Consider the following 14,428-nt stretch of genomic DNA (forward strand, 5'->3'; position numbering starts at 1 on the left):
ACTCTCGCTAAGCCCCATGCGCGGACATCAGAGTTAGGGGCGGAGTTGCACCTTCGCCCACCAAAGAACCCCCTTGTTCAGCCGATGTTGGGTTCGGTGACGATTCTGGCCAGATTAAAATTCAACGATGCCGCGTAGCTCACCACATCTGGGCGGGTTGTGGGATTGAGGGGGTAGAATTCGTTTTGGGTGGGATTTCCAGCGAGCATTCGCGGCACCTCATGCCAGCTGGTGAGGTCTGTTCGCATCATGTAATCGGGACCCTTTTGATGGATCGTAGCGTTGTCGTCACGAACAAACAGCACCGCAACGGCACCATACCTTGGAGTAGTCACGTCGATCAGGTTGCCATGGAGATCTTCCCAGACACTATGATGTTCGGCCACGACTATGGATTGGGAGCTTGGGTCGTCGAATCGCCAGATGGCCCAACCATGCACGCGCTTTCCACCATGGACAATTGCGTGGTGCTTTGCCGAAATATGGCATTGCTGAGCACCATAGCCATGGTCTTCATAGGGCACCAAGAAGGGGCTACCCGTGAGATTGTTGATGCTGAGCAAAGTGGCAACCTCTTGCTCGGCAGCGGCTGGCACAATTCCGACGGGGCTCATTTCAGTCGCTTCACCTCTATTCGCACACGACATCCGCAGCATAAGGCTTGCCGGCCCCAGGGCACACAAGCCGCCATTCACTGCGCTCCGATCCAAGGTTTTGAAACCGTCGAGAGGGGCGGACTAACGCCGCCGCATATCGATCTTATCAAAACGCATCAACCTACCCGCACTTTCTGGTAGTACATAGGATTCTTGCGCGCCAAACCGAAGAGTAGCATTCGCCAATCGCCCTTTACCACCGTCGGCAAGGTATGACGAAGATATCAACTTGTGTAAGCATAGTTGGGACCACAACGTCATAGGCGAGTCGAAGTGACACTTATTTCTAGGTTTTTAGGCACTACAACTACAATCCTCCCTTCGCGCCCGCGCCTTTGAACATGATGATGTAAAGCGAGCGCTGGCCTTATGACGAGAACCTTCCTTCACAGCTTTGACCCGCCATCGGCCAGTCCGCTGGCCGGCGCAAGCGTCGACCTCGACGTGGCGGACATTGAGGATGCCGGTATCCGCGAGGTGCTTCAGACCCCCGGCGCTGCCTATGGCGCGTGGTCCATTCTCGACGCGCTCCTGTCGCCGACCGGCGTGGGAACGCCGTTTATTTTCCGTGAGCCCCTCGGCCAGGCGCGCGAGGTGAAGGTCGCCCTGTCAGGTCTCTTCGGGCGCTTCGTAGCCCGCGCCTATCTCGAGCGATATTTCAACCTCTCGATCTTCGCGCATCTCGGCAGCCAGACGATTGATCTCGACCGACGAAGGAAGATCAAAATCAAGCGGTTGTCGCGCGGCGATCTGCCCGACTGGATCGCCTGTGCATCCGATCTGTCGTCTCTTACGGTGGCCGAGGCCAAGGGCTGTCATGATCCCGGTGGACCAGCCAAAGCTTTGAGGCGGGCTTGGGCGCAAGCCGGCCGGATTGACGTGATCGCCCAAGGCCGCAAAGTCACGGTCAAGCGCATCGCCATCGCCACTCGGTGGGGCATGGCAGTCGCCGGCCCGGCCGACGCCCACCTCTCAGTCAAGGATCCGCTCGACGAGGGCGAGCCCATCGAGAAGGACGAAAAGGATGCGCTCTTCATCGGTATGCTTCGGCTTCACATCGCCAACCTGATCCGGCCGCTTGGCCACGCCGAACTCGCGGCCGCGCTCTACCGCCTGACCCAGCAGCCATTCGCGCGTAGACTTCAAGGTGATCTGGACCTGGCACGAGCGGTGCTCGACGCCGCCCCGGCAGGGGAAATGGACAAGACTGACACGATGGGCGGGTTGGTCGGCGGGATCGTCACCCGCGCCGGCCCAGTGATCGAAGCGGGCGTCACACCCAGCGATCAGGAAGCGCTTGCGCGCCTCAATCTGCGGCCAGTGTTTGTCGGCATCGAGCGCGAGCTTATCCGCGCCGCCATCGATGCGGAGCCGCAGGCGGTGCGGACGCGGCTGACCCAATCGGTGCGTTCCGACGACTTCGCACGGCCCGATCGCGCGGGCGGCTGGATCGTGCCGCTCGGGGAAGAGCGGCACATCATCGGAGGGACCTGACCACCGGGCGACAGGGTATGAAGGCGGAACATGGACACACAGGATGGTGATCTTTCCAACGAAGCAGCGGCCCTTGCCGACATCCTCAGATGGTCGGCGGACATCCCTGCTTGGCAACGCGATGCCCTGCGGCGGCTGTGTGGCCAAGCCAAGCTAGAGCCAGCCGATCTGACGTCGCTCGTGGCAATCTGCAAAGCCGTAGAAAAAGACGTGCCGCTTGACGCGACCCACGTCCGAGATCCCGCCGCCAGCCATGCCGTCGTTAGTCTCGGGGCGCTCCACGGCTTGTCCAACGTCAACGCGCTCGCTCCGGGCGAACGACTGTCTTTCGGGAGGACCGGGCTCACGGTCATCTACGGTGACAATGGCGCAGGCAAATCCGGCTATGCCCGCGTCCTAAAGCAACTCTGCCGGGCGCGCTCGCCCAAGGGTGACGAGATCCTGCCCAACATCTACTCTGCCGCCTCCGGCACGCCGTCTGCCAATGTGGAATTCTATATCGGCGGCCAGAAGCGAAACGCCTCCTGGACACAAGGCAATACCACCGACGCAATGCTCTCTGCGGTCAGCGTCTTCGATTCACGCACCGCCAACGTTCATGTCGAGAACACTAATGATCTCGCCTATACGCCCCTGCCTTTACGCATCCTCGCCGGCCTCGCCCAAGCCTGCCAGGACGTGAAGGCCAAGCTGGCCGCCGAGATCAAAGCCTTGCAAGAACAGACGCCGGCCATTCTCTCCAAGCCTGAATGCAAACCTGAGACCGAGGTCGGCAAGCTGGTCGCGGCCCTCTCGGGCAAGACCGAGCCGGAAATCGTCGAGAAACTCTCTGGTCTGAACGCCGAGAAGGAAGCCCAGCTTCAGACCCTCGTAACGGATCTCGCCAGCAATCCGACGCGCACAGTGCGCCAGCTCCAGGCGCATGAGTCCCGGCTCAAGACCGCCATCGATCAGCTCGAGCGGTTGGCGGCGATCGTGACCGAGGAACCGCGGACCCGGCTGCGCGATGCCCATGCGCGCCTTAGCACCGCACGCAGGGCCGCCGCAGCCGCTTCCGCGAACCTCTTCGCAGACGAGCCGTTGCCCGACATCGGCTCGGACGTGTGGAAGTCGCTCTGGGAGGCAGCCCGAGACTACTCCCGCGCGTCAGCCTATCCCGACAAGAACTTTCCTGTCACCGACGCCGAATCGAATTGCGTCCTGTGTCAGCAGCCGCTCAGCGAGGAAGCCTCGAAGCGCTTGACTAGCTTCGAGGCCTTTGTTCAGGACGAGAGCAAGCGTCGAGAGGAAGAAGCAGAGACCGCCTATATCGAGGCCTTGCAGGAGGTCGCCTCGCAGGCCATCGCGATGAAGGACTGTCCGGCCATCGTCACGCTGATCCGGGATGATCTCGGGCAGGAAAAGCTCGCCACATCGGTTCGTCGCGAGATTCTCGTACTGGCTTGGCACCTGCGCGCTATCCTGCGGACCCACCGTCTTGAAACCGTGCCGGCCCTGCCACCGGCCGTCCCGGTGATGCTCGATCCCCTGCGAACGGCCCTTGCCGGCTTGACGACGCGCATTGAAGCGTTGCGGTCGGAGGCGAATTCGCCCCTGAGGACCGCGCTTGTCGCCGAACGGGACGGACTCGCCGATCGCAAATGGCTGGGCGTGGTACAGACAGACGTCCTCGCCCACATCACACGCCTCACGGCCATCGAGGCCCTCGAAAAGGCGAGCAAAGACACGATCACCAACAAGATTACTACCCAGAGCGCCCGGATTGCGCAGGCCCTAGTCACCAATCGGTTGCGCGGGCGTTTCGCCATCGAGGTGGATAAGCTTGGCGTCGCTGGGCTCGCCATCGAACTCCAGCAGGCGAAAACAACTGCCGGCGTACCGTTCTTCCAGGTTCGGCTGATCAACAAGCCGAGCGAGCCGGTTGGCAAGGTGCTTAGCGAGGGCGAACACCGCTGCGTTGCGCTTGCCGCATTCCTGGCCGAACTCTCAACGATCGATGCACAGTCAGCGATCGTGTTCGACGATCCTGTCTCCTCGCTCGACCACATGCATCGCGACCGTGTCGCCGCGCGACTGGCGGAAGCCGGTCAGACCGGCCAAGTCATCGTCTTCACCCACGACATGGCGTTCCTCCTGCTGCTGGACGAAGCATGCCGCGCGACCAAGAATCGTGAGGCGACGCCCGTCACTTATCGCCTTATCAGCCGCGGCGGCGAAAACTCCGGCTTCTGCCATCAGGATCCGCCCGCTAGCGTCATGCCGCTCGATAAAGTGCTCGAAGGCATGAAAGCGCACCTAGCCAACGTAAAGATCCACCATGAGAGCGGCGATCAAGCCAAGTGGCTGCGCGAGGTGACCTCCTTCCAAGACCAGTTGCGCACGACGTGGGAGCGCGCCGTCGAGGAAGTGGTCGGGCCGGTGATCCGCCGACTGTCGCGCAAGGTCAATACGACCGGCCTCATCAAGCTGACGGTCCTTACCGACAGCGATTGCGCGGCCATGCGCGAGGCCTTCGGCCGGTGCTCGGCGCTGCTCCACAGCCAACCCGGCGAGATCAACCCACGGCTGCCGGCTCCGAACATCATTCGGGCAGAGATCGAGGCGCTCGAGATGTGGATTGTAGATATTCGGACTCGGCAGGAGAAGGCGGCATGACGAACTTCGCGGCGATGCGCCTTCTCCCCGAGCGACGGCCCCCACCGGTCGATTCGACCCTGTTAGCGCGCCAGCGTTTCGACAATAATCTCGCACGTCGACCGCAGCGGCGGCGGCACGAGCTGCAGTTGGGCCCAATACAGTCGGCGTGTCAGATCATGCCGATCTCAGAAACGCTATCATTCTAGCCCGGGCGCCCGCGACCTAGCCCGGGCGCCCGCGACTTCGGCTCCCAAGTTCCACCCGCGCGAGATCGTGGTAAACGGGAGGGGAGGATCGTTATGCTTAGGGAGAGAACATGCTGCGCACCAGACCTGACGTCTTCATAATCGAGAGCCTCGATCCCGACGATGAAGGGAACGGTCGGTTCGAGGGCAGCATCATCTCAAACATGCTGCGCCTCCACGGCAAGGAGCCGAAATACCGATACGTCCGCACCCGCGAAGAATTCGAGGACGCGGTCGACGAATTCGGTCGCTCTCGTTACCGTTACCTGCACATATCGGCCCACGGGGATCCCGAGGGAATGTGCACGACGAACCAAGAGCCGATCGATTACGACGAATTAGCCGATCTGCTGAAGCCGCATTTCAAGAACAAGCGCCTGTTTCTCTCGGCCTGCTCGATGGTCCATCAGGAGATGGCGGGCTACCTAATCCCCAAGACCGAGTGCTTCTCCGTGATAGGCCCGATCGACGACATCGAGTTCCACAAGGCCGCGATCTTCTGGGCCTCGCTTTATCACCTGTTGTTCTTCAAGGACTCAGAGAAAATCAATCGAGCCCGACTGAGGGACACGCTGTCGAAGACAGCCGACCTGTTCGAGGTGAACATGAAGTTCTTCTACAAGACCGACGATGGCTTCGCCGAGGACGTCGTGCTCACCGCCAGCAGCTAGGAGCGCGACCGTGGGTCAAGTGGCACACCGTGCCGGCACTGGCGGATGATCGAGGCCGTCTCGGCGACCGACGAGGGGTGGGCGGCGCGACTTGAGCATCCCTTGTCGGGCAGAATGGCAGCAATCTAACCGTTGCTGCCTGATAGCAGCCTGTCAGCATACTACCCCTTTAAACCATTCCGATGCTGTGATGTTTGCAGCGGCGCGGTTGAACTTTCGACTTAGGCTAGCCGATCGATCGCTATCGATTGGTCTCGGTCAGGCATCGAAGACGTTCTGTCTTGGCTCGGTTTTGGTGAGACAACCTCGACGGAAAAGATAAGGATCGTGATAGGCCTACTCTGTCCCACTTCCAAAATTGAGCGTTGAAAACGTTCAAATCTTGCTTCCCGGCTAGGGGCACCATTTCAGTCGCCGCTTCGATACGTCTGCCGCTAATTCCCGATCGGCGTTTCGGCAAATGCGGATATGGTGTTCGAGTTTGTCGTGCGCCGTTTAAAGCCGATATCGCAAGAGCGACATCCGGGAGCGGCTCGGCAGGGTGCAGGACGGCCTGTCCAATGCGGTAGCCGCTTTCACGCTTCAGGACCTATGTTGGCCGCCTGACCGTTCCTCGGTGTGGATATATCAGGCCTTGAGATTGCCCCTTGCATCAGTTGTTGCTTATTTATCTGAAAGGGAGGAACTCATGCCGATTCGTCAGAAAGCTCAGGAGGCTGGCGTCTTCGATTCCTCCGAAGTGGCCCTGCTTGGCCGCGTGTTCGACAGGCTGAAGCTCGACGCCCGATCGGCCCAGCAACGCGAAGCGATTTCATCCCGCATAATCGCGAATTACATGGCCGGGATCAGGGACGAAGACGAATTGGTTTCGGCATCCAGACAGCCGCTGGGACGCTAGCGCAATTCTGGTGCAAGTCGGGTCAAAACGGTTTCATCGACGAGCTTCGGAATCCACGTGAAAACAAACGGTTAGGGTGAGCCGGCGGTTCCATCAACGCCGAACCGCGCCAATGGGTCGGCTTAGACACCGGCCATAGTCGCAAGAAACGCCACTCGTGCCGTCCCATCCGACGACATCCGGGTTCAACAAGGAAATCCCGCGAAGCTGAATTCGGCGACCGTGCCGTCCTCCGATCTGGTGACCCGAACGAACAGCGCACCTGGAATGCGGGGTTGCATCGGATGACCGGTTGCCCGTCTGGCAGCCCCTGCGGGACTTGAAGCCGCCACCTCGTGCGTGCCGATAATTCTCTCGCCCAGGATTTCCTCCACCTTGTAGCTGGTCATTTTCCCTGTTGGGCGACGATCTTGACTATCGACAGAAGGAGCCCGGCCTGCTTTTGGCGGTAGGTTCGGCACTTGGCGAGCAGGCCGGGCTGTGCTCCCGGCTGTCAGGTACCTTGGTGGAGGGCTTAGCCGGTGCGAAAGGCAGACTGTCTCCTTCTCCTCGGACCCGCAATTGGGACTGAAGTCCGAAGCATCGACGCATTGGTCCTAAACCCTGAACATAAGCCGCCGTTCCTCATTGGCGTGGAAGCCGTCGAGTAAAGTCCCTTCATCGACGGTCCCTGGACGCCCGCCGTTGCTGCGAGCGGCGGGTGTCCGACTTCGGGGAGAAAGACATGCAGCTTGGCGAGATCATCGCGAACACCTTCGCCGTCCTGCTGCTGATTTGTTTTCTCGCGATCGTGTTCTTCCTGTTTGGAAAGCCGCTGTGGCCGGACCACTATGCTCGCATGTCGATTATTCTCCCGGTCGACGCGATGACCACGGCTTCGGTGAGACGGACCGGCGCGCATCCTCACCTGCCGGACACTTTCGACATGGCGCTCGCTCGCCCAAGACCGTCCCCGTAGGGCTCCGTGGCGGGCTTCTACGCGTCCAGGATTCTGGCGCCGGCAGCTTTCCCATTGGCGGCTCCCCCGCTGGTTCCGGCAGGTGGATTTCTCGCGTTCAGCGCCTGTTCCTCGCAATCCGCGCGCCACCGCCGAAAGCGACGGGGAAGAATGAGGACGAGTGGCTCAAGTTAGATCTGGTCGGCCGTTTCAAGTTCCTGAAGAGCAATGAAGATTAGCCTCATGCTCGCTGCCGGATTTCGTGAAGGCGGACCAAAGTCCCAGGGTCTGGTCCCAAAGGTCTTATGTTACCACTTAAGTTCCGTGAATGTCCTTTATATGTTCGAATGAATTAGCTAATTCTGATGTCCGCCACGAGGAAAAGTGCTGAAGAAAAACGGATGCGCCGCCGGCAAGCGACATGAATTATACCCAAAATCGTATCACCTTTGTCGCGCTTTGTTGAAAGATTGTGACTGTTGCTCAAGCAGGCGCTGGCGAATAAACGCTATCAATACAGTGACTGTTTATCTCATGAAGCAACCAAATGCTCAGGCTTGAAGCAAGCATCCACGCGCTCCAGAAGATGCGAGCGCGTCTATCGTCTCTTGAGCAGGCTCTTCATCCGGTTGCGCAGCAGGCGGGCCATGTTGCGGGTCTCCCGGTAGAGATGCAGTTGCGAGGCCGCCTGGCGGGCGAGACGGTCGGCGTCCGGCGTCAGGCCGATCACCAGCGTGCCCATCGGCTTGCGCTCGGTCCACAGCCTGCTCATCACCGGATGGTCGGGCACGGCACAGGAATCGGTCATCATGATGTTGGGGTCGTCGAGATGCTGCCTGGTCACCTCGATCATCAGCAGCGTGCCTGGCGAATAGCCGGCCAGAGTTTCGTCGTAGGCCGTCTTCCAGGTGTAGGCAACGCCGGCTTCGACGAAGACGATCAGGCACGCAATGGTGCGGCCGTCGAGCGTCAGCGAATGGATGCGGCACAGGTCCTGCTCGGCCAGCCTGTGCACGGCCTCGCGGGCGAAGGCGGCGCGGTAGCGGTCGATCGCCATGGCCGTGCGCTCGCGGCCCTTCCAGCCGGCCGCCTCCAGCGTCAGGAAGCTCTCGATGGCGTGACGGATCTCGTCGGGGCCGCGCGCCACGACATGTTCAAGCTTGCCGAGGTCGCCCAGCCGCCGCTTGAGGCGGCGGAACTCGCGGTAATGGTGCGTGCGCAGCGAAGCCTTCAGATAGTCCTCGGCGTCGCGTTCGCTCTCGAGCAGCGGACGCTGGGCGTGACCGGTGGTGACCAACATCAGGCCACGCGTTTCGGCCACAGTGGCAACCAGGCTCGCCACCGCGCCGTCGAGCCTGATGTCGGGCAGGACGAACACTTTCGGCAGCTTCAGATGCGGGCGCGACAGCATGGAGAAGAAATCCTCGAGGACACCGACCGGATCGTCGCGGTCGACCAGCGGGGTGCCGAGCGGGCCGAACGGGCTCGACCATGTGCGCATGACCGGAACCCCGAGCGGCACCACCGGCCGCTCCACCGAGAACGGCACCAGAAGGCGTAGCCGGTTGCGGTATTCATCGCCGTCACGGATGACGGCCAGACGCACCTCGCGGTCTTCCAGCCGGGGCATTGCGGGCGCGAGGAAACGCGGGTTGAAGAAGACGTTGGGCTCGATGGTGCGGGCGCACAGATAATCCAGCTCCTCGACGAGGTCGAACCCGGCCGACGCCGGATAGATGGCCAGTTTCCGCTCGGGCCGGTTGTTGGCGAGGATCTCGATATGGGCCGGGTCGGTGTCGCGCCCCAGTCCGGCAAGGCCGGACACCATGGCGCCGGCGGGGCCGCCGCTGGTTTCCTCGAGCAAGGGGATGGCGGCCATCACGCGGCTCCTTTGAATGGCACGAAGATCGCCATGACGATGCCGAGCTTGCGCCAGACCGTGAAGGACAGCGCGCCGGCCTCGAAGATCATGGCGAAGGCGGTGGCCATTGCGGCGCCCCACAGGCCGAAGAGCGGGATCAGCACCACGTTCAGGCCAATGTTGAAGGCCAGCGTCATGGCATAGACGGCGGCGCAGACATTCTGGTTGCCGCTCATGGTGAGCAGGCTTTCGCACGGGCCCACGGCGGCGCGCGCCACGACGCCGAAGACGAGCAGGAACAGAAGCGGATAACCCGATGTGAATTCGGGACCGAACAGCATCAGCATCGGTTTGCCAAGCGCCAGCACCAGCAGCGCCATGGCGAGCGATGGCCAGAAGGTCCACGACACCGTCTCGCGGGCGAAGGCGGCGAGCTTTTCCGGCTCGCCATGGGTGAACTGGGCATAGCGCTGAGCGACGCCTGCCTTGACGGCGAAGTAGACGAAATGCACCAGCGCCAGTGTCTTGACCGTGGCGAAATAGACGGCGACGTCGTTGGGGTCCATATAGGCGCCGACCATCAGCACGTCGGCATTGGTGAGCAGGAAAAAGAAGCTTTCGACCAGGAAGATCGGCAGCGAGACAATGAACCATTGTGCGAAATGCACCTTCATCGGCCCGGCCGGAATCTGCTTTTCCATGCGCCGGGTGACGCCGATAAGCTGGGCGAGCGTGGTGACGTAAGTGGCGGCGATCGAGGCGAAGATCGCGGTCTTCGCGTCGGGCGCGTAGCCGGCGAAAAGCATCAGCGCCATGAACAGCAGGATCAGCACGGGCCGTATCAGATAGGTCGGCGCCAGGGCGAACAGCGCCCAGCTGTTCGCCCTGGCCTGGCCTTGCAGCAGATCCGACAGCGCTATCATCGGCAGGCAGATGACGCCGAGGATGAACGGCAGGACATAGTAGTTTTCAGTCCATGACGAAGCGAGCCACACGCCGAGCGCGCCGAGCCCGGCGATGACCGTCGAAGCGATCAGGACGAACAGGCGGCTGGCCACGACGATACCGCGCAACTCGTCGATGAGGCCGCGCTCGCGGTATTCGGGAATGAAGCGGATGACCGAGGTGTGGAAGCCGAGGCAGGCGAGATTGCCGACGATGACCATGGTCACCCAGACAAGGACGAAGATGCCGTATTCGAACGAGCCCATCCAGCGTGCCATCAACACCTGGCTGACGAAGGCGATGACGGCGCTGACGATGCGGATGGAAAAGGCAATGACCGACATGCGGCCGGCCTCGCCGCGCTCGTCGGCGGTGAACAGCACGGCGTCGACGCGGCCAAGCAACGGCTCCACGCGCAGCGCCAAACGCTGCGGCAAGAACCGCCCGGCTGTCGTGGCCGCGGAAAAGCGCACCCCGATTGTTCTCCGTTTTCCGCTTCTTTTCAGGCTTTGGTGTAGCGGAGACACCTTAAGAAACGGTTGGGTGGGGAGTGTGCGTCCCAGACGAAAGCCAGCGATTTGGCCTTTGGAGTGACGAGTGGTGAAGGCCCTGGTCCGCCTTCGGGCGGATCAAAAGGTCCAGTGGATCTTTTGAAGGGCCGAACGCCCGAAGGGCGGGGAGGAGTAGCGGAGGGCGCATTTACGTCGTTGAACAGATGCAATGGCTTGGTGTCAGCAGCGACGAAGAATTTGCTATCAACGCTTGCTTAGGGCGCCAGTTGTGGATTCATTGGCAGAATCGGGGGACCGCATGGACATTCGTTTCGACATCTATCTGAAAGCGCTGGCGGCCAACTATCGCGACGGCGGTACCGAACACACCGGGCGAACTGCTCTTGAAAACCTTCTTAATACATTCGCCATCGATGCGATGGCGACCGGTATAGAGGTACAGCATGAGCCGAAACGGGACGTGGATAAGGGCGCGCCTGATTTCAAGGTCAAGCGGCTCGGCATGATCCTCGGTTATGTCGAGGTGAAGGAGATTGGCGCCAATCTCGACAAGGTCTTGAAATCCGAGCAAATCATCAAATACCGCAAGCTATCGAACAATATTGTCGTCACCGACTATCTCCAATTCATCAGGATCGACGGTGACGGCAAGATACTTGACCGTCAGTCGCTGGCCTTTCCAAGTGATATTGAAAGTCGCGCGATCCGGGTCAACGCAGATAAGGCGGAAGCAGTGTCAAAGCTGCTGTCGGCGTTCTTCTCGTCCCCGCCGCAGGGCTTGCAAAGGGCACAGCAACTGGCTGTCGCGCTGGCGACACGCTCAAAGCTGCTCCGCGACTATCTTACGGAAGAACTGGTTCGACAGACGAAGATGCACAGAGAAGGTCGGCTGCATGCGCTCTATGACGTTTTTCGCGAGCAAGTCTTTCACGAACTGACAGTGCAGGAATTCGCTGACGCCTTTGCGCAGATGCTTGCCTATGGCCTCTTCCTCGCCAAGCTGAATGCCAGTGACGACGAGGTGATCAGGCTCGATAATGTGCGTGGGTTCATTCCCGGATCGTTTCGGCTGATCCGTGAATTGGTCCGCTTTCTGGAAGAGATGCAGGAAGCTGAGTATGACGAGGCGAAATGGGTAGTTGATGAAATCCTTTCGATCGTCAACGGGCTCGCCATAGCTAATATCCGCGAAGACCTGTCATTCCGCCAACGGAAGGCGATCAGCCGCAAGGTTCGCGCTGGCGATGAAGAAGAGCATCGACTCTTTGAGCGCGACCCGTTCATCTATTTTTATGAGGATTTCCTCAAGGCCTACGATAAGGAAACACGCAAGAGCCGCGGCGTCTACTATACACCGCCGCCCGTTGTGAACTTCATCGTGCGCGCAGTGGACGACATCCTCAAGGATGTCTTCAAAATCGGCGACGGCTTAGCTGACCATAAGCAGGTGACGGTGCTGGATTTCGCTGCCGGCACTGGCACATTCCTGCTTGAGGTTATGCAACGCATCTTCGACAATATCGGTGGATCTGATGCCGGCAAGGCCGACGCGGTAGTGCGTGAGCATATGCTGAGAAACCTATACGGGTTCGAGTATCTGATCGCACCCTATACGATCGCACATCTAAAACTTTCCCAATATCTAAAAGATCAGGGACACACGCTGCACGACGATGAGCGGTTACAAGTTTTCCTGACCAATACCCTGGAACCAGTCGAGCCGCAGAAAAACCTGCTGATGCCCGCCGTGGCGGCAGAAGTTGAGGCGGCACAGGGCGTAAAAAAGAAGCCCATTCTTATTGTTCTTGGAAATCCACCATACTCGGGTCATTCGAAGAATCCCAGCAAGCGGATTATTCAAGAAACGATTTCTACTAAGAATGTTCGTGGCAAAATTGTTCCGCTAAAGGAACCTAAAATCGTTAGGCGCGAGGTAAATACTTTTGCGGGGGACCTCATTGATCCTTACAGATTCGTAGATGGCAAAGAGCTCAGTGAGAAGAATCCTAAATGGTTGAATGATGACTACGTCAAATTCATTGGCTTCGCGCAATGGAAAATGGCTCAGGTTGACGAAGGTGTCGTCGGAATCATCACGAACCATTCATGGCTCGACAACCCAACATTTCGGGGAATGCGCCAGAGTTTGATCGATAGCTTCGACCAGATATATTTAGTTGACCTCCATGGCAGCACGAAGCCGAAGGAGATGGTGCCGGAGGGAGAAGAGAACGAAAATGTATTCGACATTCAAAAAGGGGTGGCGATCGCGCTGCTCGTGAAGAAGAAGGGCGTCGAACGTGGGGTATGGTACACAGATATGTGGGGAAGCCGTCTGTCCAAATACCAAGAGTGTGCTGCGGCAGAATTTGCGAAAATCGAATGGGTTCAGCCTAAGCCGTCCTCACCCTACTTCATGCTTTCACCACTCGATTGGACCGGGTGGGATGAGTATGGGCAATGGTGGCAGATTGCGGACAGTCTCAGCGCTGCGGATGACAAGAAGCAAATCTTCACAGTGAATGTGCTCGGTTTTCAGACCCACAGGGATCATTTCGCAATAGCACTCAAGCGGGATGAAATGATCAAACGCGTTAGCGATATGCGCGATGTCAGCCAGTCGGACAGCCTTCTGCAAGAGCGCTATTCCATCAAAGATAATCGTGATTGGCGGCTCGCAAAGTCGCGCAGGGAACTCCAGAGTTCGGAGAGACCTGAGCGCGGGATCATCGATTGTGCGTTTCGGCCGTTCGACGTCAGATCTTGTTACTTCGGTCCTGAGTTTATGGATTATCCGCGTAGAGAACTGATTGACCATGTCGCTGGACGAAAGAACCTTCTGCTATTGGTGTCGCGCCAGATCGGCACTGGAAAATGGCGACATGGGTTCGTTGCCTCTCAACCCGCTGAAAGTTGCTTAATTTCCGATGGATCAACTGAGCAAAACTACTGCTTTCCGCTTGTGCTCTTCAATGATTCTACAAGGGTTATCGAAAATTTTAGCTTCGATTTCCGCACCTTTCTCGACACCCGCTACGACCATCACTATTCGGCGGAGGAAATTCTCGGCTATATTTATGCGATTCTGCACGCGCCGACCTATCGCTCCCGCTACGCCGATTTCCTGCGCATCGACTTTCCACGCGTTCCCTTCGCCGAAGACGCCGCGGATTTCGAAGCGCTGTCAGCGCTCGGATGGTCGCTGGTACAGGCACATCTGTTGGTTGATCTGCCACGGCTTGGGTTGGCAAACTATCATGGCAAAGGGGCTAACGACATTGAGCATGTGCGCTGGTCGGCAGAGGACGAGCGTATCTCGATCAACAGGACGCAGAGCTTCTCGCCGGTGCCAGAGGCGGTGTGGAGTTTCCATATTGGTGGCTATCAGGTGATCGACAAGTACTTGAAATCACGTAAGGATCGGGTCCTTTCGCTCGACGAGATCAACCATGTTGGGCGTATCGCCGACGCGTTGGCCTTCACGATCGAGCAGATGTCGCTAATCGACGCAGCTTATGCACAGGCTTTTCCTAACGGGGGATAAGTAAGCCGATTCCACTCGCATCTGTCAT

At 59.2% G+C, this 14,428-nt stretch carries 10 protein-coding genes; 6 read left to right on the forward strand and 4 right to left on the reverse strand.

The window, feature by feature from the left end; all coding sequences use genetic code 11:
• Positions 1-77: 77 nt before the first annotated feature.
• Positions 78-614 (reverse strand): hypothetical protein, encoded by a 537-nt coding sequence (locus FJ949_RS27985; protein ID WP_140500896.1) that lies wholly within the window; start codon positions 612-614, stop codon positions 78-80.
• A 411-nt stretch (positions 615-1,025) separates the two neighbouring features.
• Here FJ949_RS27985 and FJ949_RS27990 point away from each other — a divergent pair, with 411 nt between their 5' ends.
• The 4 genes from FJ949_RS27990 (at position 1,026) to FJ949_RS28005 (ending at position 6,601) form a co-directional block, all read left to right on the forward strand.
• Positions 1,026-2,150, forward strand: a complete 1,125-nt coding sequence (locus tag FJ949_RS27990; protein WP_181173167.1) for a hypothetical protein — start codon at positions 1,026-1,028, stop codon at positions 2,148-2,150.
• A gap of 30 nt (positions 2,151-2,180) precedes the next feature.
• Entirely contained in the window at positions 2,181-4,805 is a 2,625-nt protein-coding gene (locus tag FJ949_RS27995) for an AAA family ATPase (protein ID WP_140500897.1), read from the forward strand.
• A 298-nt stretch (positions 4,806-5,103) separates the two neighbouring features.
• Positions 5,104-5,703 carry a caspase family protein gene (locus tag FJ949_RS28000; RefSeq protein WP_181173169.1) on the forward strand — a complete coding sequence of 200 codons (600 nt, stop codon included), beginning with the start codon at positions 5,104-5,106 and terminating at the stop codon, positions 5,701-5,703.
• 688 nt (positions 5,704-6,391) lie between these two features.
• On the forward strand, positions 6,392-6,601 hold the full coding sequence (locus FJ949_RS28005) for a hypothetical protein (protein ID WP_140500898.1): 210 nt from the start codon (positions 6,392-6,394) through the stop codon (positions 6,599-6,601).
• A gap of 185 nt (positions 6,602-6,786) precedes the next feature.
• Here the strand turns inward: FJ949_RS28005 and FJ949_RS28010 are convergent, their stop codons facing one another.
• Positions 6,787-6,990, reverse strand: coding sequence for a hypothetical protein (locus FJ949_RS28010; protein WP_140500899.1), 204 nt, complete (start codon positions 6,988-6,990; stop codon positions 6,787-6,789).
• A gap of 335 nt (positions 6,991-7,325) precedes the next feature.
• On the opposite strand from FJ949_RS28010, the gene FJ949_RS28015 reads away from it, so the two are divergent.
• Complete coding sequence (locus FJ949_RS28015) at positions 7,326-7,559, forward strand: polymerase (protein WP_140500900.1); 234 nt, start codon at positions 7,326-7,328, stop codon at positions 7,557-7,559.
• A 577-nt stretch (positions 7,560-8,136) separates the two neighbouring features.
• On the opposite strand, the gene FJ949_RS28020 is transcribed toward FJ949_RS28015, so the two are convergent.
• Both FJ949_RS28020 and FJ949_RS28025 read right to left on the reverse strand, forming a co-directional pair.
• Complete coding sequence (locus tag FJ949_RS28020; protein ID WP_140500901.1) at positions 8,137-9,417, reverse strand: GNAT family N-acetyltransferase; 1,281 nt, start codon at positions 9,415-9,417, stop codon at positions 8,137-8,139.
• Positions 9,417-10,817: a lipopolysaccharide biosynthesis protein gene (locus FJ949_RS28025; RefSeq protein ID WP_140500902.1), complete on the reverse strand. Its 1,401-nt coding sequence runs from the start codon at positions 10,815-10,817 to the stop codon at positions 9,417-9,419. The genes FJ949_RS28020 and FJ949_RS28025 overlap by 1 nt, the downstream gene beginning before the upstream one ends.
• A gap of 337 nt (positions 10,818-11,154) precedes the next feature.
• On the opposite strand from FJ949_RS28025, the gene FJ949_RS28030 reads away from it, so the two are divergent.
• Positions 11,155-14,400: a type ISP restriction/modification enzyme gene (locus FJ949_RS28030; protein ID WP_181172174.1), complete on the forward strand. Its 3,246-nt coding sequence runs from the start codon at positions 11,155-11,157 to the stop codon at positions 14,398-14,400.
• Positions 14,401-14,428: the final 28 nt, after the last annotated feature.

The sequence above is a fragment of the Mesorhizobium sp. B2-4-1 genome, assembly GCF_006442185.1.
GTDB lineage: Bacteria > Pseudomonadota > Alphaproteobacteria > Rhizobiales > Rhizobiaceae > Mesorhizobium.

What these genes read in the sequence shown, in the direction of transcription:
- FJ949_RS27985 (WP_140500896.1), bottom strand. Translation starts at nt 614, where the DNA reads ATGAGCCCCGTCGGAATTGTGCCAGCCGCTGCCGAGCAAGAGGTTGCC.
- FJ949_RS27990 (WP_181173167.1), top strand. Translation starts at nt 1,026, where the DNA reads ATGACGAGAACCTTCCTTCACAGCTTTGACCCGCCATCGGCCAGTCCG.
- FJ949_RS27995 (WP_140500897.1), top strand. Translation starts at nt 2,181, where the DNA reads ATGGACACACAGGATGGTGATCTTTCCAACGAAGCAGCGGCCCTTGCC.
- FJ949_RS28000 (WP_181173169.1), top strand. Translation starts at nt 5,104, where the DNA reads ATGCTGCGCACCAGACCTGACGTCTTCATAATCGAGAGCCTCGATCCC.
- FJ949_RS28005 (WP_140500898.1), top strand. Translation starts at nt 6,392, where the DNA reads ATGCCGATTCGTCAGAAAGCTCAGGAGGCTGGCGTCTTCGATTCCTCC.
- FJ949_RS28010 (WP_140500899.1), bottom strand. Translation starts at nt 6,990, where the DNA reads ATGACCAGCTACAAGGTGGAGGAAATCCTGGGCGAGAGAATTATCGGC.
- FJ949_RS28015 (WP_140500900.1), top strand. Translation starts at nt 7,326, where the DNA reads ATGCAGCTTGGCGAGATCATCGCGAACACCTTCGCCGTCCTGCTGCTG.
- FJ949_RS28020 (WP_140500901.1), bottom strand. Translation starts at nt 9,417, where the DNA reads ATGGCCGCCATCCCCTTGCTCGAGGAAACCAGCGGCGGCCCCGCCGGC.
- FJ949_RS28030 (WP_181172174.1), top strand. Translation starts at nt 11,155, where the DNA reads ATGGACATTCGTTTCGACATCTATCTGAAAGCGCTGGCGGCCAACTAT.